This is a genomic window from Flavobacterium sp. HSC-32F16 (genome assembly GCF_024171645.1).
Classification (GTDB): domain Bacteria; phylum Bacteroidota; class Bacteroidia; order Flavobacteriales; family Flavobacteriaceae; genus Flavobacterium.
In genome coordinates, this window is record NZ_JALKAC010000003.1 from 223,253 (window position 1) to 246,631 (window position 23,379).

Sequence of the window (23,379 nt, forward strand, 5' to 3'; positions counted from 1 at the left end):
CTTATGCCCTATTTTTGCATCAGAAATAAATTTTTAACGTAAAACGAAAAATATGTCTTTAGTAGGAAAAAAATTCCCAAGTATTGCAGTAGATGCTATCTCAGAAATGGGTGACAATTTAAAAATCAACATTTTTGAAGAAGCAGTAAACAACAATAAAAAAGTACTTTTATTTTGGTACCCAAAAGATTTTACTTTTGTATGTCCAACTGAATTACACGCCTTTCAAGCTGCATTACCAGAATTTGAGCAAAGAAATACTATCGTAATTGGTGCTTCTTGTGACACAAACGAAGTTCACTTTGCCTGGTTGAATACGCCAAAAAACAATGGTGGAATCGAAGGTGTTACTTACCCAATCTTAGCGGATACAAACCGTAACCTAGCTAACATTTTAGGTATTCTTGATATTGATTCTACAGAATACAGTGAAGAAACTGACTCAGTAATCATCGAAGGCTCAAACGTAACTTTCAGAGCTACTTACCTTATTGATGAAACTGGAAAAATCTTCCACGAAAGTGTAAACGATATGCCATTAGGACGTAACGTAAACGAATACTTAAGAATGGTTGACGCTTACACGCACATCCAGACTAAAGGTGAAGTTTGCCCTGCAAACTGGGAAGCTGGAAAAGAAGCTATGTCTGCAGACAGAGTTAGTACTGCTGAATACTTAAGCGCTAATTAAGCTGCTAAGATACTAAGGTTCTAAGATGCTAAGTTTTTTAACTTAACTTTTGAATCTTAAATACAATTCTACAATAAAAGTCAAGAGATTCTAAGATTAAACTTAGATCTTAGAATCTCAACGACTTAAAAAAACGTCAAATAAATCCACACAAAGTTATTCGGTTCGAGAGCAAACTTAGCATCTTAGAACCTTAGCAACTTAGTGTCTTAAAAATAAAAACTATGTTAATCGACTTAAACGAAGATACGTTAGCAGATTTAGTTGCTAAAAACGAAAAAGTAGTAGTACAATATTCAGCTTCATGGTGTGGAAACTGCCGTATTATGAAACCAAAATTCAAAAAACTAGCAACAGAAAATGAAGCTATCACTTTTGTTTTGGTTGATGCAGAAAATTCTCCTGAATCTAGAAAATTAGCTAATGTGAGCAACCTGCCAACATTTGCAACTTTCGTAAACGGACAATTAGTTGGCGAAACTCAAACCAACAAACAAGAAGTTTTAATCGATCTTGTAAACGCAATTGCTTAATTCATCATTAAGCTTTGTTAAAGTTTAAAACTTTTACAAAGCTCTAAAACTCCACAACATGAAATTACCAGTAATAAAGCATTTAACGCAATTCATAGAAGAAAACGATCAGGATTATATCATTGAAACAATCGAAGTTCTGGAAGCTATGACCGAAATTCCTTCTCTTAAAGATGAAGAATTAGACGTAATTGGCGAATTGATTTCGAATATGTACGGTGCTCTTGAAGTACAAAAATTGGTTGCTCAGGGAACTGATAAAAAAGAAGCTCTAAATACGTTTATGAAACGTGTGTTAGGTTCAATCGATAAATAAGCAGGCCTCTTTTTTCAAAGAAAAAACAAAAAAACATGACTGAGAAAGCGTTTCTGAAAAGAGGCGCTTTTTTGTTGTGTCAAATGGCACACGGATGACACGGTCTGCTCACGCAAAAACACAGATCTAAACGGATTTTTTTATTTTTTACGAAATGAAAATAAATCCGTTTAGATCCGAGGCTTCACAAAGTGAATCTGTGTTATCCGCGTACAATCTATGCGGAAACCAAGATAAAAATTCACCTCCTTAATCTCTCCTTAAACCCGTAACAAATACTTTTAGATTCAAATATTAATCCTTACTTTTGAACCTCATTAATTTAAACAAAAATCATGGCTTCAATCACATTAGGAGGAAATCCAGTTCATACATCAGGCGAATTACCAGCAGTTGGTTCAAAATTAGCTGATTTCAAATTAGTACAAAACGATTTATCAGTTGCTTCATTAAGCACTTTCGCTGGTAAAAAATTAGTTTTAAACATTTTTCCAAGTGTTGATACAGGAACTTGTGCAACATCTGTTAGAACTTTCAATGCAAATGCAAGCGGATTAGAAAACACTACTGTTTTATGTATTTCAAGAGATTTACCTTTCGCTCAAAAACGTTTTTGTGGTGCAGAAGGTTTAGAAAATGTAGTTAACTTATCTGATTTTCAAACTGGTGCTTTTGGTAAAGCAAATGGTTTAGAAATCGTTGACGGACCTTTGGCTGGTTTACACTCAAGAGTTATTATTGTTGTTAATGCTGACGGAACTGTTACCCACACAGAACAAGTTGCTGAAATTGCAAACGAACCAAATTACGAAGCAGCTTTAGCAGCACTATAATATTTTCCAATAAATGGAGTTTCAAAAAGATAACACTTTTGTTACAGGTCGTTTAAAAAGCGTTACATATGCTTTTAAAGGAGCTGTAAAATTGATAAGAACAGAACACAGCGTTATGGTTCAATTCTCATTGGGAATTGTAATGACTATTGCAGGGTTCTATTTTCATATTTCTCAAACCGAATGGCTATGTCAAACCTTAGCCATTGGTTTGGTTTTAAGCATTGAAGGATTAAATACGGCAGTTGAAAAAATCGCCGATTTTATTCACCCCGATTACAGCAGACGAATTGGGTTTATTAAAGATATTGCTGCAGGAGCGGTATTTTTTGCCGCAATGACAGCAATAGCAATTGGTTTGATAATTTATATTCCAAAATTTATATAGGCGGAACGCAAGAATGGCAAAAACAAAAAAAGAAACTGTAGACAAAAAAAACGAATCAAAAGCTGCAAGCATCAGGTCTTACACATTATCCAAACAACAAAAATTTGTTTTGGGATGCCTTTTGGTACTCTTTTCTATTGCATTATTGGTTGCATTTATTTCTTTTTATGTTAACGGACAATGGCAGACAGACCAAAGCGCTGTTAGTCAGCTTGGAAGTCGTGAAGAAGTAGTACAAAACTGGCTCGGAAAATTCGGGGCATTCCTTGCTGATTTAATTGTTTACCGAGGTTTCGGTCTTGCCTCTTTCATAATTGTTCGTTTATTCTTTTTAACCGGATTATTTCTGGCATTAGAACTTTCGACAAAAAAATTAAAAAACACTTGGTTTTGGGATTTATTTGCCATTATCATTGTATCTATTCTATTTGGTTTTTTCGCCACCTCAGCACCAGAACTTGGAGGAACAATTGGTTATGAATTAAACCTTTTTCTTCAGGATTACATCGGGAAAACCGGAACTTTATTGACCTTACTTTTTGGTTTGATAGTTTATTTAATTTTCAAAATAAAAGTATCGCCGGAAAAAATTCAGTCTTATTTTGATTCAACTAAAAAAGAATTCAAATCTGAGTTAAATTCCATCACAAAACCTAAACAAAATCCAGAGCCAGAAAGCGCTTATAATTTAGAAGAATTTGCGATTGAAGAAGATCCTGAACTAGACAACATTCATCTAAAAACAGAGGATACTCAATTCGAAATCAATAAAGATGCTTTAAAACCAACTATTAATCATTCATCAGAAATTGAATTAAATCCGATTTTAAAACCAATTCAGCCAAAACAAGAACTTCCATTAGTTTCTCCTGATGAAGCATTTGTAATTGAAAAAGCGGAAGAAGAAGATATTATCGAAGAAAACTTAGCATCTCGTTTAGTTGCCGATTTCGGGTTATTTGACCCTACTTTGGATTTATCCAATTATAAATTTCCAACCATCGATTTATTGAAAGAATATTCGACGGGAGGAATCACTATCAATCAGGAAGAATTAGAAGAAAATAAAAATAAAATTGTAGATACACTTCGTAACTACAAAATCGAAATTGCTCAAATTAAAGCAACTGTTGGTCCATCTGTGACTTTATATGAAATTGTACCGGAAGCCGGAATCAGAATTTCAAAAATTAAGAGTTTAGAAGATGATATTGCATTGTCATTATCGGCTTTAGGAATTCGTATTATTGCTCCAATTCCAGGAAAAGGAACAATTGGTATCGAGGTTCCAAACAAGACTCCAACTATGGTTTCGATGAAAAGCGTTATTGGTGCTGCTAAATTTCAGGAAGCCGAAATGGAACTGCCAATTGCTTTAGGAAAAACCATTTCAAACGAAACTTTTGTGGTTGATCTTGCCAAAATGCCTCACTTATTGATGGCAGGTGCAACAGGGCAGGGAAAATCGGTTGGATTAAATGCAGTTTTAACTTCACTTTTATATAAAAAACATCCTGCAGAAGTAAAATTCGTTCTAGTCGATCCGAAAAAAGTAGAGCTTACACTTTTCAATAAAATAGAAAGACATTATTTAGCTAAACTTCCTGACACAGAAGATGCTATTATTACAGACAACGCAAAAGTTGTCAACACTTTGAATTCTCTTTGTACCGAAATGGACAATCGTTATTCTTTATTAAAAGATGCGATGGTTCGTAATATTAAAGAATACAACGAAAAATTCAAATCAAGAAAATTAAACCCAGAAGCCGGACACCGCTTTTTACCTTACATTGTTTTGGTTGTCGATGAGTTCGCTGATTTAATTATGACAGCAGGAAAAGAAGTAGAAGTTCCGATCGCTCGTCTGGCCCAGCTGGCGCGTGCTATTGGTATTCACTTAATTATTGCAACTCAAAGACCATCTGTAAACGTTATTACAGGTTTAATTAAAGCCAATTTTCCAGCGAGAATTGCGTTTAGAGTAACTTCAAAAATTGATTCAAGAACAATTTTAGACACTCAGGGCGCAGACCAGTTAATTGGACGTGGAGATTTATTATACACCAATGGAAATGATGTTGTTCGTGTTCAATGTGCCTTTATTGACACTCCTGAAGTCGAAAAAATTACAGATTTTATAGGTGCCCAAAAAGCATATGCCACTGCATATTTACTTCCAGAGTTCGTTGGAGAAGAAAGTGGCATTAATCTTGATATGGATATTTCCGAAAGAGATACCTTATTTAGAGAAGCTGCTGAAATTATTGTAAATGCCCAGCAAGGTTCTGCTTCATTACTGCAAAGAAAATTAAAATTAGGTTACAACAGAGCCGGTCGTTTGATCGATCAGCTGGAAGCAGCAGGAATTGTCGGCCCCTTTGAAGGCAGTAAAGCAAGAAGTGTGAACATTTTAGACTTAAGTGCTCTTGATCAATTTTTTAATAATGAACAAAATTAATCCAATCATGAGAACAAAAATTCAGGAAATCAAAAACAATTCTATCACTAACATGACCAAAAAGTGTTTTCAAATGGCAGTTATTTTGCTTTTGAGCTTCACTTCTATTCAGGCTCAGGATAAAAAAGCTAAAGATTTATTGAACGAAGTAACTACTAAAATAAAAAGCTACGACAATATTGTAATCGATTTTAAATATTCTTTGAATAACGCAAAAGAGAATATTAATCAGGATAGTAAAGGAAATGTAACCATGAAAGGCAATCAGTATGTATTGAATTTTATGGGCGTAACTAAGATTTTTGATGGACAAAAAACATACACAATTGTTCCTGAAGACGAAGAGGTTACCGTTTCTAAAGTAAACGAAAAAGATGATAATGCTATTACACCTTCAAAAATGCTTACTTTCTTTAATTCTGGTTACAAATACACTATGGATATTGTGCAAAATGTAAAAGGAAGAAAAATCCAGTACATTAAATTGGTACCAACTACCGGAAAAGATCAAAGAAAAGAAATTTTGTTAGGGATTGACGTTCAGACAAAACACATCTATAATTTGATTGAAACTGGAAAAAACGGAACAAAAACAACTTTAACCGTTAATTCTTTTAAAACCAATCAGCCATTATCAAAAAATCAATTTACCTTTGTAGCGAGTAAATACCCGAAATACTACATCAATAAATTAGATTAATCAGAAGGTTGAAAATACTAGACAAATACTTATTAAAAACATTCTTAGTTACATTTACTACGGTATTTGTAATCCTTTTTTTCATATTCATACTGCAGACAGTATGGCTATTTATATCAGAATTAGCAGGTAAAGATCTCGACTTATTATTGGTCGTGAAATTCCTGCTTTTTTCTATGCCCCGTATTATCCCATTGGTTTTACCGCTTTCGGTACTTTTGGCTTCGATTATGACTTTCGGAAATTTAGCCGAAAATTATGAATTCGCAGCCATGAAATCTTCCGGAATTTCGCTTCAAAGAGCAATGAGGGTTTTGATAATTTTTATATTCGTTTTGAGTATTGTGGCATTTTGGTTTGCCAACAACGTTATTCCTTATGCTGAATATAAATTTGTGAACTTCCGTAAAAATATAGCTCAGGCAAAACCTGCCATGGCAATTGCCGAAGGTCAGTTTAACGATGTTGGAACCTACAATATTAAAGTAAACAAAAAATCAGGCGAAAACGGAAATATTTTAACCGGCGTTACAATTCACGAGAAAGCAACTAATGTAGGAGAAAATAAAACTGTAATTAAAGCGAAAGACGGAGAATTAATAAGTAACGAGAAATCAAGTATTTTAAAACTCGTTTTAAATGATGGTTTTTACTATCAGGATGTTACTCCAAAAAAATATGAAGACCGCGCTAAACTTCCTTTTATAAAAGCAGCTTTCAAAAAACACATCATCAACATTGATTTATCTGAATTAAATAAAGTTGATAACAGTAAAGAAAGTATTGCAGGAACAAATGCGATGCTGAATGTAAACGAATTACGCTATACTTTAGATTCATTAAGCAAGAATCTGGACAATGAAATTGTTTCTTTTTCTGAAAATATAAATCAGCGTGTCGGAATTAGGAAATCTATTGCTCCAAGCGAAGTAGAAAAAGCTAAAAAGAAAAAAACACTGCCAAACGATCTTTTGACTTTATATACAAACAAGCAAAAATCTGATGTTTTAAAAATGGCAGCCAGCAATGTTACCAGTAATATTTACTCAATTGAATCAACTCAAAAAGATTTAAAAGATAAGCAACGTGAAATAAACAAACACTTAACTGCATTGTACGAGAAGTTTGTTATTGCTTTTGCGTGTTTCTTAATGTTCTTTATTGGTGCACCGCTTGGAGCTATTATTCGAAAAGGAGGACTTGGTTTACCAATCGTTTTTGCAGTTTTAATTTTTATAACTTTTCATTTCATCAATACTTTTGGAAAACGATTATCACAAGAAGGCGGTATGACTCCATTTATGGGATCATGGATGTCTTCATTTATATTACTTCCACTAGCTGTATTATTAACGTATCGTGCCACAAACGATAACGGATTAATTAATTTTGATGCGATAACCACTCCTATTTCACAACTAATTCAAAAAATTTCTGAGCGGTTCTCACCTGCTCAAAACAAACAATAATTATGTCAGCAAAAATTCAACTTAATACCATTGAGGAAGCTATAGAAGATATTCGTCAAGGTAAAGTAATAATTGTAGTCGATGATGAGGATCGCGAAAATGAAGGTGATTTTTTGGCTGCTGCCGAGAAAGTAACCCCGGAAATGATCAATTTTATGGCTACACACGGACGTGGATTAATTTGTACACCGCTTACAGAAAGCCGTTGTAAAGAACTTGATTTACGTGCCATGGTTACTAATAACACAGATCACATGGAAACTGCTTTTACGGTTTCTGTTGATTTAAAAGGAAATGGCGTTACAACTGGAATTTCTGCAGCTGACAGATCTAAAACAGTACAATCGCTAATTGACCCAAATACAAAACCACACGATTTAGCCCGTCCGGGACATATTTTTCCTTTGATTGCCAAACAAGGTGGTGTTTTAAGAAGAACCGGACATACTGAAGCTGCAATTGATTTTGCAAGACTGGCCGGCTTTAAACCTGCCGGAGTTATCTGCGAAATTTTGAACGAAGACGGAACAATGTCCCGTTTGCCTGAATTAATTAAAGTTGCTAAGAAATTCAACCTTAAATTAGTTTCGATTGAAGATTTAGTTGCTTACAGAATGCAGCATGACAGTTTAATCATCAAGAAAGAAGATTTCGATATTGAAACTCGTTTCGGTACTTTCAGGCTTAGAGCTTACGAGCAGACTACAAACAAACAGATTCATATTGCTTTAACAAAAGGAACCTGGAATCTTGGTGAACCAATTTTAACAAGAATTCACTCTTCTCAGGTTAACAATGATTTATTAGGCACTTTAACTAATAATGCAGAACAACAGTTAGACGATATGTTTAAGGTTATTAATGAAAATGGCAAAGGCGCCGTTATCTTTATTAACCAGGATATGACTGCTGTAAACTTATTAAACCGAATTGCTGAGCTTAAATCTTTACAATCAAACGGAACATTAAAAGCACCGAAGATCATTATTGATAGTAAAGATTACGGAATTGGAGCTCAAATCCTTCATGACATTGATATTTCTAAGATTAGATTAGTTTCTAATACAGAACAAACAAAACGTGTTGGAATGATTGGATATGGCCTTGAAATAACTGAATATGTAACTTATTAATATGGGAACTGTAGAAGAAAGAATTTTAAAATCGGAGACACGTATTTTTAAAGCGGTTTTCCCTAGTACAACGAATCATTATGATACTTTATTTGGCGGAACTGCGCTTCATTTAATGGATGAAGTCGCTTTTATTTGTGCCACGCGTTTCAGTCGTAAAAAAGTAGTTACTATATCTACAGGTCAAATTGACTTTAAAAAAGCAATTCCGGCCGGAACTTTAATTGAGTTAGTAGCAAAAGTAGACAGTGTAGGAAGAACAAGCTGTAAAATTCACGTGGATATTTTTATGGAACAAATGTATTCTGAACTTCGCGAAACAGTAGTTTCAGGAACTTTTTCGTTTGTTGCTGTTGATGAAAACAAAAAACCAACGCCAATTTTAGACGATTTAGAATAATATTTTTAAAATTCCTTGTTTCGCAAATACTGATAATTAGATACTTAAAAAATTACTCGAAAAACTTTAAAAAAAAGTCTAAAAAAAGTTTTAATAACCAAAAAACAGTCTTATATTTGCACCCGCAATCAGGCAATGATCGCAACATACTGGAGAAATGGCAGAGCGGTCGAATGCGGCAGTCTTGAAAACTGTTGACTGTAACAGGTCCGGGGGTTCGAATCCCTCTTTCTCCGCCAGATGGAGTTTCAAAAGAAACTTTAAAAGTCAAAAGCCTTTAAACACTAGTGTTTAAAGGCTTTTTCGTTTTTACACACTTTTCAAAAAGCACATGTTTTATCAAAGAATGGTTACCCTATTAGTTACCCAGTCTTTTTTTGAATATTTTTTATCAAAAATGGGTAACTAAAACAGAAGAATTCCCCGGGAATTCCCTGCTGTCAATGGGCTCTCTTAAAATTTTTAACTCAATTTGATTATTAATTTTAAAACTAGATAACATGTTAAAAGTAATTTTTTACCAGAAATCCGACAGAGTAAACAAGAACGGCGAATCTCCCATCTATGCACGTTTGAGCTACAATGACAAACAAATTTCAATATCAACCGGACAAGCCATTTTAAAAGAAAGATGGGTCAGCACTAACAACCTTAGAAACCAGCTTAAAATTGAAAAGGAAATAGTAATCAAAAATCTTCTTGATCTTTTCCAGCTTAATGCAGCCAAAAAATTTACTGAACTCTTCAGAATTGATCCTGAGGTTAACCTTCAATTATTAAAAGCTGAACTCACAGGAAAAGTCAAAATCGACCAGCCTGAAGGCCCAACCATAATTCAGATTATGGACACTTACATCTTATTTTTCAACAAAAGAGTTAAATCAGGAGAGCGTGCGCCGGCTTCACTTCAGAAATACAAAAGGGCAAAAGATCTGCTTTTGAATTTCATTACCGTTACCTACAAAAAGGAAGATATGCCAGCATTTGAACTATCAAGCTCGTTTGTCTTTAAACTCGAACAGTTCCTTAAATACGAGAGCAGTTTTAAAGACCAGACAGGCATCAAAAACAATTCAGTGGTAAAGTATATGAAAATGTACAAAACTGCCTGCAATTACGCCATCAAGATGGATTTGATCATAAAAAACCCATTCAATATCTATGACGGCAGACTCAGCGTAAAAGATGCCGTTTTCCTTACACAGCAAGAATTGAACACAATTGAGAATAAAATATTTCCAACGCCTCGTCTGGAAAAGGTTAAGGATATATTTCTGTTTAGCTGCTATACCGGCTACGCCCCTGTCGATGCACTGGAATTGACAGAAAGAAACTTATCCGAAGATTCAAATGGAAACTTATGGATTATGACCAGCAGAGCCAAAACTGCCATTAGAGCCAATGTTCCGGTACTGCCTACTGTTGAGAAAATTATTTCTAAATACAAAAATCAGCAGAAAGGTCTTATCCCGAAAATATCCAATCAGAAAATGAATGCCTATCTTAAGGAGATTGCAGATGTCTGCGGCATAAACAAACATCTTACTTGGTATGTTGCCAGACATACATTTGCCACCACTGTCACTTTGGGAAATGGAGTAAGACTCGAAAACGTATCAGCAATGATGGAACATACCAATACAAAGCAGACACAGCATTATGCAAAGGTTTTAGATGTTAATATAATGGAAGATATGGAAAAACTTAAATCTAAGTTTAAGTAATATTTTATTAAAAACAGTCTTCTATTTCGAAACCTCTTTTCGTAGTTACCTTTAAAAATCTGATTATTTATTTTTCAAGTATGACAGAATTACGGTGAGTCACATCAAAAAAGAAAACTTAAGTAAAATCATGAGACCAAACTCTAGATTCGAATCACAGACATCCCTTATATCGCATATTGCGATATGCAATATGCGATATAAATAATCTATTTATCAACAAAATAGAATTGACTAACATCTCCAATTGCGTCCGCAATGCGGACGCAATTGAAATGAATACTAAAAATGTATATCCCTTTTAGTTTCTTTAGCTGACCATGTTTACTAATTCTAACACAACCGAATATACTAATTTAAACACGTACATATTTACGAATTGAACGGCAGGGAAAAGAAAGAGCCAATTACTGTACTTACTTGATTAAATCTCTTGCAGAAGGAGATAAGCATCAGTGCGGAACTGGCTTTCACACTGCTAATTAATTGGTATCTAAAATCTTACAGAATATTTCCAATTGTGTCGGCAGTGCGGACACAATTTAACTGGTACATTGAACTGATGCAAAATTATTTACAACCATACGGATTGATTTCTTGCATTATAATGAGCAATCCTATTCTCAGGATTTACAATTTATTCAGGATATCAAATTTTTAATTCAAATTCGATAGACAAAATTGACAAAAAAGATAAAATTTCAGTTGAACCCAATAATATAAATATCTTCGTAAAGAAAAAAAAATAAACAATGCAATAAGTATTAATGTTTTAAAAAATATTAAACTATAAAATCGATTGTGATAAATTAACTATTGTTGATTAAAAATAAAACCTGTTTTGCAAATGAAAATCCAATACTGCTCAGACCTCCATCTAGAGTTCCCAGAGAACAAAAAACACATAGTTGACAATCCCATAAACCCAGAGGCAGATATTCTAATTTTAGCTGGAGATATAGTTCCGTTTGCTATAATTGATAAACATCAAGATTTCTTCGATTATATTTCTAGTAATTTCAAAATGACTTTCTGGATACCAGGAAATCATGAATATTACTATTATAACATTGCTGAAAAAAGCGGTTCTTTAGATATCCAAATCAGAGAGAACATAATTTTAGTAAACAACTGTATGAAAGAAATTTTGGGTGTAAATATTATTTTTTCTACCCTTTGGTCAAATATTTCAGAAACAAGGCGCTGGCTAATTCAACAAAGCCTTTCCGATTTTAAAGTAATTAATTGTAATGATAGATTATTAAATGTTGATGATTACAATCTATTACACCAAAAAAGTGTAGAATTTTTACAAAACACATTAAATGAAAAATCAAATAAAAAAACAATTGTTGTAACCCATCATGCACCAACATTTATTAACTATCCTGAGAAATATGCCAATAGCAATATCAACGAAGCTTTTGCTTCGGAATTAGAAAAACTCATTGAAGATAGTAATATTGATTATTGGATTTACGGACACCATCACGTCAACCTTGCTGATTTTGAGATTGGAAATACAAAACTAATAACCAATCAATTAGGATATATTAAGTACAATGAAAATACAGGATTTAATGATAAAGCTATTATTTCGATATAAAACTGATTTCTTTTATACAATAATAACTGTACTTTATTCATTAATAAATTAATTTTCAATATAATAAACCTATATTTGCACAATAAACCTATGTGGTTTATTATTAATTTTATTAGTTTATTCTAATTTATTATGGAAAAATTAAAAGACTATATCCAACAAATACTTGGCGTACAACTCGAAATAAAAGAGTTGCAAAATGAACAATTGAATAAGTTGCCTTTTATATTCATGAGCAATTTTAAATTCTATAGCACTACTTTAAGTAATCACGAATTAATTTTATTGGAACTTAATAAAGAAGATATTCTCAATGCAAGCCAATTGAGAAAGCAAATAGTAGAAATTCAAAAAAAGCTTGAAAAAAGAATAATTATAGTTACTGATACTATAAGCGCACTAAATCGTAAACGACTAATAGAGCATAAAATCAGTTTCATTATTCCTGGGAAGCAAATGTATCTAACAGAATTATTAATAGATATTCAAGATTACGAGAAAGAAAAGGAATTTAAAAAATCTTTCTTGTTACTGCCCTCAGCTCAGCTAATCTTACTATATCAAATTTTACACAAAGACGATAATTTAAGCCAATATACATTCAAAGAACTAGCAGAAAAGTTACAATATACCCAAATGGGAATAACTAAAGCAATAGAAAATCTGAGAAGATTAGCGATAGTGAAAGTTGAAGGAACAAAAGAAAAGAATATTATTTTCGAAAAAGACCTGCAAAAGCTTTGGGGAGATAGTGAACGATTATTAATTAACCCAGTTATGAAAACTGTTTATGTTGATGAAAAGCCAAAAGGATTATTAAAATCTAATACAACTGCACTAGAAGAATATACGGATATGAATCCAAGTGCATTAGAATATTTTGCTATAGAGAAAAAACAATTTTACGAGTTAGAGAAAAACAATAAGTTAGTTAATCTGAATAATGAAAATGGAAATTTTGCATTAGAAGTTTGGAAATACAATCCGGAACTAATCACAAAAGGAATCACAAAGAAAAATAATGTAGATCCACTGTCTTTATATTTAAGTTTAAAAGACAGATTTATTGACGAAAGAACAGATATGGCATTAGACCAAATAATTGAAAAATACATATGGTAAGAGGTTTAGAAATTTTCAGACAACACTTTAAAGAATTCACAGACAACTATATTATCATTGGCGGAACCGCTTGTGATATTGTTATTAATAATGTAGGACTTACACCAAGAGCAACAAAAGACATCGATATCATTTTAGTAATAGAAGCTTTAAGTCCTGAATTTGCAACTCACTTTTGGGAGTTTATTAAACAAGGAAATTATGAAGTAAAAGAAAAAAGCGAAGAAGACCGAAAATACTATCGTTTTCAAAAACCTCAAGTAGAAGAATTTCCATTTCAAATTGAATTGTTTTCAAGAATCCCAGATTTGTTAGATTTAGAAGAACAAGCACATCTAACGCCAATTCCAGTAGATACCGAAATTTCAAGCCTTTCAGCAATATTAATGGATGATGATTATTACAATTTTACAATCAAACATAGCCAATTAGATAACGGCATCCATTTAGCCAATACAGAGGCTTTAATAGTTTTAAAAGCAAAAGCATTCCTAGATTATAAAACCCGAAAAGAGAATGGAGAAAAGATTGATGAAAGACAGTTACGTAAGCATAAAATGGATGTATTCAGATTGTTATTATTATTAACACCTGAAGATAATTTCACAATTCCTACAAGTGTAAAAGCAGATATAGCAAATTTTACTGAAGCTGTAAAAACAGATTTACCAGATAAACAAATTTTTAAAGAAATGGGTGCTGGAAATGTAAACGTAAAAGAATTATTTGAGCAATTAATTAAGGTTTTTTAATATTTAATAAAAATAAGCAAAGTATCTGTCAAAAATAAAAAACTTTAGAAATTTTAAAGGAGTATTATTTAATGTAAAACTCTCAACAGCGTTGAGAGAAATTCAATCTAAGATAATCAATACATTAAAAGACAGCTTAATAAATATTATATGTTAAAACATATAATTAACAATTATATACACATTTTATATGTTTAAACATATAAATTATTATATTTACTTAAATTCGTTGTAAAAGCATATAATTATGACACTTGCAGATTTTGTAAAAGAAAAAAGAAAAGAAGTAAACCTAACACAAGAGGCTTTTGCTGAGCGTGCTGGAGTAGCGCTAACTGTAATCCGAAAAATTGAACAAGGGAAAGAAAACCTTAATCTGGAAAAAGTAAACCAAGTACTCAAAATGTTTGGACATACCCTGGCACCAGTTAATGCAAGAGAATTATCCAAAACCAATAAATAGTAAGGATGAGAAAAGCGGCTATATACTATAAAGACCTCTTAGCAGGAATACTCACGGAAACTGACGAAGGTGAGTATGTTTTTCAATACGAAGAAAAACATATTAAAGAGCACCCAAAGCAGTTTCTCACGTTTACTATGCCGGTAACTCCAAAACCTTATAGCGACAAACGTCTATTTCCTTTTTTTGAAGGATTAATTCCTGAAGGATGGCTATTAGATATTGCTTCAAAAAACTGGAAAATCAATCAAAATGACCGCATGGGCTTGCTTTTAGCATGTTGCCATAACTGTATCGGAGCTGTAAGTGTCCAACCAATACCACAGGAAAATGAATAATAAAAAGTGCTTATATTGTTACAAAGTATTGGATGAAAATACAACCGGAGATTTTCACGAACAGTGCAGTCTGGATTTTTTCGGAACCAAACAGCAGCCATTATTTGAACATTCTCTGAAACAAATGGTTGAATTGGCAAAAAATGTAGTAGAAAGAAGCATAGCTGTTCCAGGAGTGCAACCTAAGCTTTCCTTATCATTAATAGATGACACTATTCAGGAAGGAAACAAAGGACGTCTTACCGTAGTGGGTGCTTTAGGAGGGAATTATATTTTCAAACCACCATCCGATCACTTTCCCGAAATGCCAGAAAACGAACACCTAACGATGCGTATTGCTGAAGCCTTCGGAATAAATGTCGTAAAATCAAGTTTAATCCGGTTGCAATCAGGAGAGCTTTCTTATATTACAAAACGTATTGACAGAACAGATTCAGGAGAAAAAATCCATATGCTAGATATGTTCCAAATTACCGAAGCTTTTGATAAATACAAAAGCTCAATGGAAAAAATAGGTAAAGCTCTTAACGAGTATTCAGATAATACTTTGTTGGATAAAGTTTACTTTCTGGAATTAGCTATTTTCAGCTTTTTGACTGGAAACAACGACATGCATCTTAAAAACTTCTCCATGATAAATATGGGAGATAAATGGACATTAGCCCCAGCATATGATCTCCTAAACGTAGCTATAGTCAATCCAGACGATACCGAAGAACTCGCTTTGACTCTTGAAGGAAAAAAGAAAAAGATCAAATGGGAAAATTTCGAACGATTAGGTAAAATGTTAGAGTTAAACGACAAACAAATTGGAAGTATAAAAAAACGTTTCTTAAAGAACAAAAACATAGCCATTCAATGGATCGATAAGTCATTCTTATCAGAAGAATACAAAGAAAAATATAGAGTACTTTTGGAAGACAGATATATCATACTTCTTCAATAAAAATTATCAAATCAAACACTATTTTTTAAATTTTACCACAACTAAAACCTTTAGCAGGTTTAAAAAAAATCTAATAATTGAAAATGTAGGAAAGAGAGGGTTCCCAGCTTATGGTTCGAATCCTGATCTCCCCATTTACCACAAGCGTTACCAACTTTATATTTCTAGTTATTTTACCAAGTTATTTTTATGTTGCGGAGTCTGAAGTTCCGTACTAGAATGTTTCTCCAGCGAAGCTTCCAGATTAAACAAAGTTTTTATAAATAATTAGTCATCTTGAAATTTCCATTGGTCCAGGCATCCCTGAATTTTAGTTTAGCCCTTAAATTCCAGCATAAAAAAAAGACCAAAAACTGAAGAAATTACTTAACTTTATCTTTCTTACTAGCGTTCGTGTGATAATCCATTTTGAAATCATTTAAGAATTCAAGTAATAGCATAAAAAAAGCATCAGCAGATGAATACAGTAAAAATCGGAGACAATTTTGAAAACAAGTCCTACGACATTATTATTGCTGCATTAAACAGCCAAAAGTTAGGCCTGATACCAGACTACTGCAGTGTTTACAGAAAGAAGGGATATTATTCCGTTAGAAGAAAAAAAGAGATAATATTTGATTTATCCATAGAAGTCAAACCTCCAGGTGCGGACAGACCAACCCTGCTCTACCTTATCGAGTGTAAGAATTATTCATCCTCAATTCCTGTTGATGATGTGGCTTTATTTGCGCAATACAAAAGTGAAATTCATGATTATGCTGTTAAAGGTGTTTTTGTAACTAACAGCAAACTGCAAAGCGGAGCAATCGAAGAGATTAAATCGCATGGCATGATGCTGATCGAGGTGGATGAGGAAAACTATAATATTGTCCACTATAAAAATGAGAGAAAGGATTATCCACAAGATGATATCGATCAGATTATCATCAAAGCCATACAGGGAGCGCTTTTACCGGCAGAAGTCGAAGGTTTAAAGAAATTATCTGCCAAGCATATAGACGCTATTGCCTCCCAACTCATTACCGAGTTCAGACCTGAAATCTTGAATTATGGATTACCTATCCCATTGCCGGAACTTCTTAAACACCTCAATAAAAAACACAAATTGAAGTACAGTTATTCCGATATGGAAAATGAGGCAAATAAACAAGTACTAGGATACTTCGATGCTGAAAAAAATGAAATAATACTAAGTTTATCAATAAAGGACAGCGTGAGAGAACCCTTTGTTGTAGCCCACGAAATAGGGCATTTTATATTACACAAGAACTTAAGGGTAAACAAAGCAAGATATAATAATTTTAAGGATACCAGTTTTAGTCTTTTTGAACAGAGCTATACCCTGAAAAATCCTAAGAACTGGATAGAATGGCAGGCAAACTGTTTTGCAGCAAGTCTACTAATGCCGCAGTTCAGTATTCAGGCCATTCTGATTTTAACCCAGAATAATTTGGGAATCAGTAAAGCCGGAAGTATTTTTCTCGATGACCAGGAATGCAACAGAAGGGACTTCATCGAAATAATCGAAAGGATGGCAGGTCATTTCAATGTATCTAAGCAAAGTATTGAGTACCGTTTAAATGATCTTGGGCTTATAGTGAGACCCAAAACCAGAAAGGAACCGGATGCTGGCAAGGAATTGCTTAGAAGAATCAGTATACTGAATTCAAACCATAATTTTTAGATGCGGGCATCCGAGCATAAGAAAGTAGGAAAATATAAAAGACAGAAAAATGCAACGCTTTCCGCTAAAAGTACTATCCAATATATTCCACATCAGATCAAATCAAGGAGCAGAAGGCTCTTTAAAGATACTGATATTGCCCTCATTTCTTTAAAACGGTGTCAGAGTTGCTCCAAGTCGCCAATAGCACTCTAGACATATCTTTGTGCAAGCGCCAGCTGGTCGTTCTTCACTAAAAATGGGATTGTCTGCAAACCTAAATAACGGCACAAGGCTACTCTGTGCTTGCCGTCCACAATATTGACCTCAGCATTGGTGATATTAAGGATCGGAGGAACCAGTTGAGTTCCTTTTTCTATTGTTTCTATCAACCGGGCAATACTTTCATCGGTATGGATAGTCCACAGATTGTTACAGGGAAATACATCTTCTACGACATCGCAGTAAGCGGCTACTACGTTTTCAAGGTTCAGATTTATCACTGTAAACTCGTCCAGAAAACTTTGCTTATAATCATCCTCAAAAGGGGTCTGCAGTGCATCAAGCATCTTCATGTCCAAAGTTTCGGCCCATTGAATATCTAGTAATAGGTTTCCCGCTTTGGTTCTGCGTTTATATCCTTTAGCTTTTCTACGCAATCTTTTACCTTCTGCAATTCCCGCAATTATTTTGTTGTACATTTCACTGGCTTCCTCCATCGAAATTTCACTCATTAATCTATTTTTCGTTAATATTCTTTATTTTTTACTGCTATCGCTGTTTAGATATTTTCGATAGACACTGCAAAATTAGTCAAAACAGAAATCATAAAATGCGATAATTCCTTATAAAAAAACTATATCTGCATAGGATTATTCTATAAAAAGAGCTTCAATAATATTGAAGCTCTTTTTAATTAACCTAAAAATAAATACATTAATCCTTTTTTTATAAAAATTCTATAGCTGTGAGGCTAATCGATAATAATCATTCACCAGTTCTCCGTAATATTTTCCTTCACTATTCTTATGGCCTTGTTTAAAATCTTTGGTTACATCTGCGGTACCTTTATTATAAGCAATAGCCACATATATCTTCTCATTAGCACTAAGTGTCGATTTGCCTTTTAAAGACGGAATTCTACTTTGCGCGGCATGCAGTTCAGATACTGCAAGCTCAATCAGCTTGTCCATATTTCCCCAACCTTCGCTTAGAAAGAAATTCGGATTACTTTTAAAAAATTGCAGATCGTATTGAAAAATTCCATATCCGTGACAGAACTTATCGGGTTTTGTTTCGTAAATAGTGTTGTAGACCGAGTCCCATCTTCCTATATTTTTCAAAGCCTTTCTTGCAATCTGAAACATTTTATCACCATTAGGATGTGCAAGAAGTTCCGTCTTGTCTTTAGGAAATGCCTTTCTGTTCGGAAAATCCAGGGTATCTCCCGTACAGCTCATTAAAAGATCATCAACAGTCGTTTTATCTATCATCCTGCTCCATACGAAACCCGTTTCCTGGTAAGCAATAGCCATGAGCAGAAACAGATCAAATGGAGTATTATTGATTTTCTCCCAAATCTTATTTTCAAAATTTTGTTTAAACCAAATCAGACTTTTTTCAATTTGAGTGTATTGTTTTACTTTTAAGGAAGTTAAGGTGTTTTTCCCCAATACTCCATCTACCACAAGACCTTTTAAAGCCTGATAATTAGAAACTGCAATTGAAGTCTCTTTATCATAGCTCTGGTCGAAATTTCCATGATAAATTTTCAGTGATGCAAGTTTGCGTTTGGTTTCCTCAACTATGGAATGTTTCATCAAAGGAGTGCTGACATAAAAATTAAAAGGCGGATTACTGTAATCGAATTCAAATGCCTTGTTGGCCTGATAGACCACGTCATTGATTAAAATTCCATATTCCCACTGTCTTCCTGCAATGGTGCTCCTGCAGACATTATCTTTGGAGCTTTTTGCTTCAATTGTCCCCCCTACGCCATCGCTAAAAGCGATATGTCCAATTTTGATTCCTTTATATCCCGGAGATCTAAAAAGAATGGCTCCGTAAGTCTGCGCCGCATCGCTGACACTTATCTGTGTGCAGAGCTTACCTACATCACTGGCCCAGTAGCCGGTATAAGCTTCCTTGCCTCTTATTCCTACTTTAATTTTTGAAGATTGATAAACTACCCAGCTTACAAATTCTGCGCAGTCCCAAGGACCTTTATAATTTGAATTTTCAAATGGCACCATCGCACCAAACACATATTTTTCACCAATATGCTTTTCCGCTAAATCCAGTAATTGCTTTCCTGTTGACATGGTTATAATTATTTATGGTTAAGAATTAAAATCATAAACCAATTCATGTAAAATAGGTCTACAGGCATTTTTGGGGTATTAAAATTAGGTTGTAAAAACAAGCATTTGCTTTGTTTAAAAATTATTGGCGGGTATTTAAATAGCAATAAGTTGATACATTGCCCTGAAAATTTGTGGCAGACCAGCTTAATTAAATTCTTTCGTGCTCAATGAGAGTTAAATCATTCTCAGGATTCAAGTATAGGCCTTAAATGCCAATTAGTTTTAATTACACACCAAAAATAAAAAATAAAAAAGACTCCAACACAAGTATATATACCTGTTTATCAAACAATTAAATCTTTACAAATTATTTTTATCTGGAACTAAACACGCAGGTGAAACCGCAGTAATAATCCAAATGAAACTTAAATTCTAAATCAAATCCTAACAAGAAAAAAAAATGTTACAATAATGATCTAATAAAAAATACAGTTAATAGGATTTATTTTACACTTAATCGAGAAAATTATCGCTCTATTATATAATTCAATAAATTTCCTGCTCAAATATACCTAAGGACAAAAGTTAATTATTAGCCTGCACATACAAATAGTCCCGAAAAGGACAAAGCTTGGTTCAAATGCGTTTATGTCACCGTAATAAATAATTCGCAAAAAATTCTACTCAGAAGTCGATCTTCTACAAGCCGCTAAATTTCTCTTTATTTAGAATCTACATTTTTTTTAAGCCGTTCTCATTTACATACAATTTAAATTAAACCCTTAGAAAAAATTCTTTTCTATAAAATTTAAAATTCTACAATTCTTTTATTGCGATTAACCCTAAAAATAAAATAATTATGATAGCTGTTCTATTTACTTTGTTAACTGCGGGAATTATGGCAGGACTGATTCAATATTTTGTCGACTTTAGAGGCCTACCTGTTTACCAGCCTCCAAAAAAAGAAGCAGACCCTCATAATTTTGAAAAAGAGCTGAAATTATCCTGGATTATTGTATTATACAATTGGATGAAAAGACACTGGCAGTTCGTAGGCTACCTAACCATTGGTACAGCAGGTGCTTTATTAACGCCTCTAATATTGAAATTGACCGATCCAAGCGTTTCAGAAAAAATCGAAATCATTTCTCCATGTTGCTGTGTATTGTGTTTTTGGAATTACCTGATCCTTTTAGGTTATGGGATTGTGTTCGGGTATTCCAGCGTCTGGATTATCAGAAGCATTGGCATACTATTAACCGGGAACTTATTGCGTAATCAGGCTGAAATCCAGAATCAGATTGACAAGCTAAAGCAAAAAATAGAAGAACCAACTCCTAAAAGCCCGCAACCTGATGGCAATGCCCACCTATCTGCACTGACCTCATCAATTAGTATGGAGCACCTTAGGGAATCCCCTGATGATTATTACAACAAAGTAAAGGATGACAATGATAAACATCGATACTACTTCAGCATCAACATGTCTGATAACGATTCTCTTTATAGTTCTTTAAGCCAGCTCTTGAGCAGTACACACAAAATCCAGCCAGCATACCAGCCCTCGATTCATTTGTACCCTAAAGCAGATCGTCATCAGGGTGGTCTATTAAAAAGTATATATTCAGGCAAAAGCTTCGACTTAGAAACAATTCTCTTTCTTGATGCATTACAGGATAAAAAGAGGGCTGAAGCAACCGCAGAAATTAGCCTACACAATCTATCTGCTGAACAAATTCAGACAAAACTGGACAAAATAGAAAAAGAACTTCCTTACAACTGTGAACATGTCATTCCTCAGTCCTGGTTCAGTAAAAAAGAACCGATGCGCGGAGATCTGCATCATCTTTTCACCTGCGAATCGGATTGCAACAGCTTTAGAGGCAATAACCCCTATTATGATTTTCCAGAAATTGAAAATGTAATAAGAAAAGACTGCGGTATTCTTCAGGATAATAAGTTTGAACCTGAAATCAATAAAGGAGTCGTTGCAAGGGCAGTACTGTACTTTCTGACCAGATATCCCCAGGTAATTGATCATGCCATGGGGTATACTGCTGCACACATCCCGATGCTTCTGAAATGGAATGCAGATGAAAAGGTGACACTGTATGAAAGCCATCGAAACCAGACTATTTTTAAAATGCAGGGAAACAGAAATCCATTTATTGACTTTCCTGAATTGGCAAATAAAATAAACTTTGATCAGGCTTTTAAAAATTAATCAGCGCCTGAGAAGGTTCGAGTTTTTTGTTGGAATATTTAAACAGCTCGAGATTATAGCCGTAGTTGTGTGGGAATCGGCAATCTCCGAATTTCCATTATTCTCATCATATTAAAATTTAATCTCGCTTACTCAGTCGTCACTTAATTTGCAAATCAAATAAGCTATACTCTTAAATGGTGCTTACTTTACACTTATGTTTATGGCGTGTCATCTTTTTTCTTTACAAATAGTATTAAAAAAATTTCTGCAATCAAAAAAACATTTTATCTTTGCACCCGCAATGAGAAAATGATTGCGTCTTACTGGAGGAATGGCAGAGCGGTCGAATGCGGCAGTCTTGAAAACTGTTGACTGTAACAGGTCCGGGGGTTCGAATCCCTCTTCCTCCGCCAAATGAAGTTCGAAAAGTGACTTTAAAAAATTAAAAGCCTTTAAACATCAGTGTTTAAAGGCTTTTTCATTTAGAATGGTATCGAACCCTGCTCGAAAAACGGTTACCTTCTTAGTTACCCACTCTATTTTAAACTCTTTTTTTCAAATCTGGGTAACTAATTAAATATTGAATTATGATTAGTTGCTTTTCAGCATTTTATCGATTTTGCCGCTGTCATATAAAAAAACATCTCCCAGCTTAGTATAGGGCAGAATTCCGTTATGTCTGTATTTTATAATGGGTGTTATTGGACAGTCCAAACATTCTTTTCAGATCCTAATTTCTATAGTATTCAGGCCTTAAAACTTTCCCCTGGCTGATTTTTGAATAATTGTTTCCACTCTTGCTAACACGTACTATACTAACTAACTAACTAACTAACTAACTAACTAACTAACTAACTAACTAACTAACTAACTAACTAACTAACTAACTAACTAACTAACTAACTAACTTATTTACTTTCATCACATAAGATAGCTTCTTTTCTTTCTTCATTATTAGGGACGAGGGCGACACCCTATACCATTGCCTTTTTACCAATGAATTTCATAAGAAGAAAAGCTGATTGATACTTTCTGCAGAGGTAGACAGCATCTCGGTTGAAGTCATCGAGGTTTCCCTGAAATCCATGGAAATTATTCAGATTCTGCAACTAAGCAGGAATCTTTATCAGATAAAGGCATACATAAAAAAAAAACCGAACTTTCTTAAAACTGGCTTTACTGCCGTTTTTTTTTATAAAAAAAGATGACGTCGCATTGATAAAAAAACCGCCTGCTTTCGGCCGGAGGGCTGGATTAATTACAGAGGATTTTCATATAAAACAATTTTCCAAGCCGATGCATCGCTATTTTGCTAAAAAAAAGATCCTGTGA

At 33.7% G+C, this 23,379-nt stretch carries 22 protein-coding genes and 2 tRNA genes; 21 read left to right on the plus strand and 3 right to left on the minus strand.

What is annotated here, in order from left to right; all coding sequences use genetic code 11:
* Positions 1-52 precede the first annotated feature (52 nt).
* The 19 genes from L1276_RS12435 (at position 53) to L1276_RS12525 (ending at position 17,559) form a co-directional block, all read left to right on the plus strand.
* Complete coding sequence (locus tag L1276_RS12435; protein WP_253788233.1) at positions 53-691, plus strand: peroxiredoxin; 639 nt, start codon at positions 53-55, stop codon at positions 689-691.
* Between the two features lie 224 nt (positions 692-915).
* The gene (locus tag L1276_RS12440; protein WP_007805605.1) at positions 916-1,224 is read left to right on the plus strand and encodes a co-chaperone YbbN; all 309 of its coding nucleotides are present in this window, start codon (positions 916-918) and stop codon (positions 1,222-1,224) included.
* A gap of 58 nt (positions 1,225-1,282) precedes the next feature.
* Positions 1,283-1,540, plus strand: coding sequence for a hypothetical protein (locus L1276_RS12445; protein WP_008462029.1), 258 nt, complete (start codon positions 1,283-1,285; stop codon positions 1,538-1,540).
* Positions 1,541-1,875: 335 nt separating this feature from the next.
* The gene (gene tpx, locus L1276_RS12450; protein ID WP_253788235.1) at positions 1,876-2,373 is read left to right on the plus strand and encodes a thiol peroxidase; all 498 of its coding nucleotides are present in this window, start codon (positions 1,876-1,878) and stop codon (positions 2,371-2,373) included.
* Positions 2,374-2,386: 13 nt separating this feature from the next.
* Positions 2,387-2,761, plus strand: a complete 375-nt coding sequence (locus tag L1276_RS12455; RefSeq protein WP_253788237.1) for a diacylglycerol kinase — start codon at positions 2,387-2,389, stop codon at positions 2,759-2,761.
* A gap of 13 nt (positions 2,762-2,774) precedes the next feature.
* Positions 2,775-5,222, plus strand: a complete 2,448-nt coding sequence (locus tag L1276_RS12460; protein WP_253788239.1) for a DNA translocase FtsK — start codon at positions 2,775-2,777, stop codon at positions 5,220-5,222.
* A 7-nt stretch (positions 5,223-5,229) separates the two neighbouring features.
* On the plus strand, positions 5,230-5,922 hold the full coding sequence (locus L1276_RS12465; RefSeq protein ID WP_253788241.1) for an outer membrane lipoprotein carrier protein LolA: 693 nt from the start codon (positions 5,230-5,232) through the stop codon (positions 5,920-5,922).
* A gap of 8 nt (positions 5,923-5,930) precedes the next feature.
* Complete coding sequence (locus tag L1276_RS12470) at positions 5,931-7,391, plus strand: LptF/LptG family permease (RefSeq protein ID WP_253788244.1); 1,461 nt, start codon at positions 5,931-5,933, stop codon at positions 7,389-7,391.
* A gap of 2 nt (positions 7,392-7,393) precedes the next feature.
* Positions 7,394-8,524 (plus strand): 3,4-dihydroxy-2-butanone-4-phosphate synthase, encoded by a 1,131-nt coding sequence (gene ribB / locus L1276_RS12475; RefSeq protein ID WP_256527391.1) that lies wholly within the window; start codon positions 7,394-7,396, stop codon positions 8,522-8,524.
* Between the two features lies 1 nt (position 8,525).
* The gene (locus L1276_RS12480) at positions 8,526-8,924 is read left to right on the plus strand and encodes an acyl-CoA thioesterase (RefSeq protein WP_012024176.1); all 399 of its coding nucleotides are present in this window, start codon (positions 8,526-8,528) and stop codon (positions 8,922-8,924) included.
* Positions 8,925-9,075: 151 nt separating this feature from the next.
* Positions 9,076-9,163, plus strand: a tRNA-Ser gene (locus L1276_RS12485).
* A 261-nt stretch (positions 9,164-9,424) separates the two neighbouring features.
* Positions 9,425-10,648 (plus strand): site-specific integrase, encoded by a 1,224-nt coding sequence (locus tag L1276_RS12490; protein WP_253788246.1) that lies wholly within the window; start codon positions 9,425-9,427, stop codon positions 10,646-10,648.
* A gap of 847 nt (positions 10,649-11,495) precedes the next feature.
* Entirely contained in the window at positions 11,496-12,254 is a 759-nt protein-coding gene (locus L1276_RS12495) for a metallophosphoesterase (RefSeq protein ID WP_253788248.1), read from the plus strand.
* 132 nt (positions 12,255-12,386) lie between these two features.
* Complete coding sequence (locus tag L1276_RS12500; RefSeq protein WP_253788250.1) at positions 12,387-13,376, plus strand: MarR family transcriptional regulator; 990 nt, start codon at positions 12,387-12,389, stop codon at positions 13,374-13,376.
* Positions 13,370-14,128, plus strand: a complete 759-nt coding sequence (locus tag L1276_RS12505) for a hypothetical protein (protein WP_253788252.1) — start codon at positions 13,370-13,372, stop codon at positions 14,126-14,128. The genes L1276_RS12500 and L1276_RS12505 overlap by 7 nt, the downstream gene beginning before the upstream one ends.
* A 244-nt stretch (positions 14,129-14,372) precedes the next feature.
* Positions 14,373-14,591: a type II toxin-antitoxin system Y4mF family antitoxin gene (locus tag L1276_RS12510; protein ID WP_083558753.1), complete on the plus strand. Its 219-nt coding sequence runs from the start codon at positions 14,373-14,375 to the stop codon at positions 14,589-14,591.
* A 5-nt stretch (positions 14,592-14,596) separates the two neighbouring features.
* A complete protein-coding gene (locus L1276_RS12515; RefSeq protein ID WP_041519127.1) occupies positions 14,597-14,929 on the plus strand; it encodes a HipA N-terminal domain-containing protein in 333 nt (110 codons plus the stop codon).
* On the plus strand, positions 14,922-15,875 hold the full coding sequence (locus tag L1276_RS12520; protein ID WP_253788254.1) for a HipA domain-containing protein: 954 nt from the start codon (positions 14,922-14,924) through the stop codon (positions 15,873-15,875). Before L1276_RS12515 ends, L1276_RS12520 begins: the two co-directional genes overlap by 8 nt.
* 457 nt (positions 15,876-16,332) lie before the next feature.
* On the plus strand, positions 16,333-17,559 hold the full coding sequence (locus L1276_RS12525) for an ImmA/IrrE family metallo-endopeptidase (RefSeq protein ID WP_253788256.1): 1,227 nt from the start codon (positions 16,333-16,335) through the stop codon (positions 17,557-17,559).
* A gap of 191 nt (positions 17,560-17,750) precedes the next feature.
* On the opposite strand, the gene L1276_RS12530 is transcribed toward L1276_RS12525, so the two are convergent.
* Positions 17,751-18,272 (minus strand): ParB N-terminal domain-containing protein, encoded by a 522-nt coding sequence (locus tag L1276_RS12530; RefSeq protein ID WP_253788259.1) that lies wholly within the window; start codon positions 18,270-18,272, stop codon positions 17,751-17,753.
* 225 nt (positions 18,273-18,497) lie between these two features.
* Positions 18,498-19,859 carry a peptidoglycan-binding protein gene (locus tag L1276_RS12535; protein ID WP_253788261.1) on the minus strand — a complete coding sequence of 454 codons (1,362 nt, stop codon included), beginning with the start codon at positions 19,857-19,859 and terminating at the stop codon, positions 18,498-18,500.
* Between the two features lie 841 nt (positions 19,860-20,700).
* Between L1276_RS12535 and L1276_RS12540 the strand changes: the two genes are divergently transcribed.
* Positions 20,701-22,065: an endonuclease I family protein gene (locus L1276_RS12540; protein ID WP_253788263.1), complete on the plus strand. Its 1,365-nt coding sequence runs from the start codon at positions 20,701-20,703 to the stop codon at positions 22,063-22,065.
* Positions 22,066-22,372: 307 nt separating this feature from the next.
* Positions 22,373-22,460 (plus strand) — tRNA-Ser (locus L1276_RS12545).
* 178 nt (positions 22,461-22,638) lie between these two features.
* Here L1276_RS12545 and L1276_RS25270 read toward each other — a convergent pair.
* The gene (locus L1276_RS25270; RefSeq protein ID WP_256527392.1) at positions 22,639-22,761 is read right to left on the minus strand and encodes a hypothetical protein; all 123 of its coding nucleotides are present in this window, start codon (positions 22,759-22,761) and stop codon (positions 22,639-22,641) included.
* Between the last annotated feature and the right edge of the window lie 618 nt (positions 22,762-23,379).

Coding starts and splice junctions, on each gene's coding strand:
- L1276_RS12455 (WP_253788237.1), top strand. CDS start 2,387: ATGGAGTTTCAAAAAGATAACACTTTTGTTACAGGTCGTTTAAAAAGC.
- L1276_RS12435 (WP_253788233.1), top strand. CDS start 53: ATGTCTTTAGTAGGAAAAAAATTCCCAAGTATTGCAGTAGATGCTATC.
- L1276_RS12505 (WP_253788252.1), top strand. CDS start 13,370: ATGGTAAGAGGTTTAGAAATTTTCAGACAACACTTTAAAGAATTCACA.
- L1276_RS12495 (WP_253788248.1), top strand. CDS start 11,496: ATGAAAATCCAATACTGCTCAGACCTCCATCTAGAGTTCCCAGAGAAC.
- L1276_RS12530 (WP_253788259.1), bottom strand. CDS start 18,272: ATGAGTGAAATTTCGATGGAGGAAGCCAGTGAAATGTACAACAAAATA.
- L1276_RS12515 (WP_041519127.1), top strand. CDS start 14,597: ATGAGAAAAGCGGCTATATACTATAAAGACCTCTTAGCAGGAATACTC.
- L1276_RS12490 (WP_253788246.1), top strand. CDS start 9,425: ATGTTAAAAGTAATTTTTTACCAGAAATCCGACAGAGTAAACAAGAAC.
- L1276_RS12535 (WP_253788261.1), bottom strand. CDS start 19,859: ATGTCAACAGGAAAGCAATTACTGGATTTAGCGGAAAAGCATATTGGT.
- L1276_RS12500 (WP_253788250.1), top strand. CDS start 12,387: ATGGAAAAATTAAAAGACTATATCCAACAAATACTTGGCGTACAACTC.
- L1276_RS12520 (WP_253788254.1), top strand. CDS start 14,922: ATGAATAATAAAAAGTGCTTATATTGTTACAAAGTATTGGATGAAAAT.
- L1276_RS12480 (WP_012024176.1), top strand. CDS start 8,526: ATGGGAACTGTAGAAGAAAGAATTTTAAAATCGGAGACACGTATTTTT.
- L1276_RS12525 (WP_253788256.1), top strand. CDS start 16,333: ATGAATACAGTAAAAATCGGAGACAATTTTGAAAACAAGTCCTACGAC.
- L1276_RS12465 (WP_253788241.1), top strand. CDS start 5,230: ATGAGAACAAAAATTCAGGAAATCAAAAACAATTCTATCACTAACATG.
- L1276_RS12440 (WP_007805605.1), top strand. CDS start 916: ATGTTAATCGACTTAAACGAAGATACGTTAGCAGATTTAGTTGCTAAA.
- L1276_RS12445 (WP_008462029.1), top strand. CDS start 1,283: ATGAAATTACCAGTAATAAAGCATTTAACGCAATTCATAGAAGAAAAC.
- tpx (WP_253788235.1), top strand. CDS start 1,876: ATGGCTTCAATCACATTAGGAGGAAATCCAGTTCATACATCAGGCGAA.
- L1276_RS12460 (WP_253788239.1), top strand. CDS start 2,775: ATGGCAAAAACAAAAAAAGAAACTGTAGACAAAAAAAACGAATCAAAA.
- L1276_RS12540 (WP_253788263.1), top strand. CDS start 20,701: ATGATAGCTGTTCTATTTACTTTGTTAACTGCGGGAATTATGGCAGGA.
- ribB (WP_256527391.1), top strand. CDS start 7,394: ATGTCAGCAAAAATTCAACTTAATACCATTGAGGAAGCTATAGAAGAT.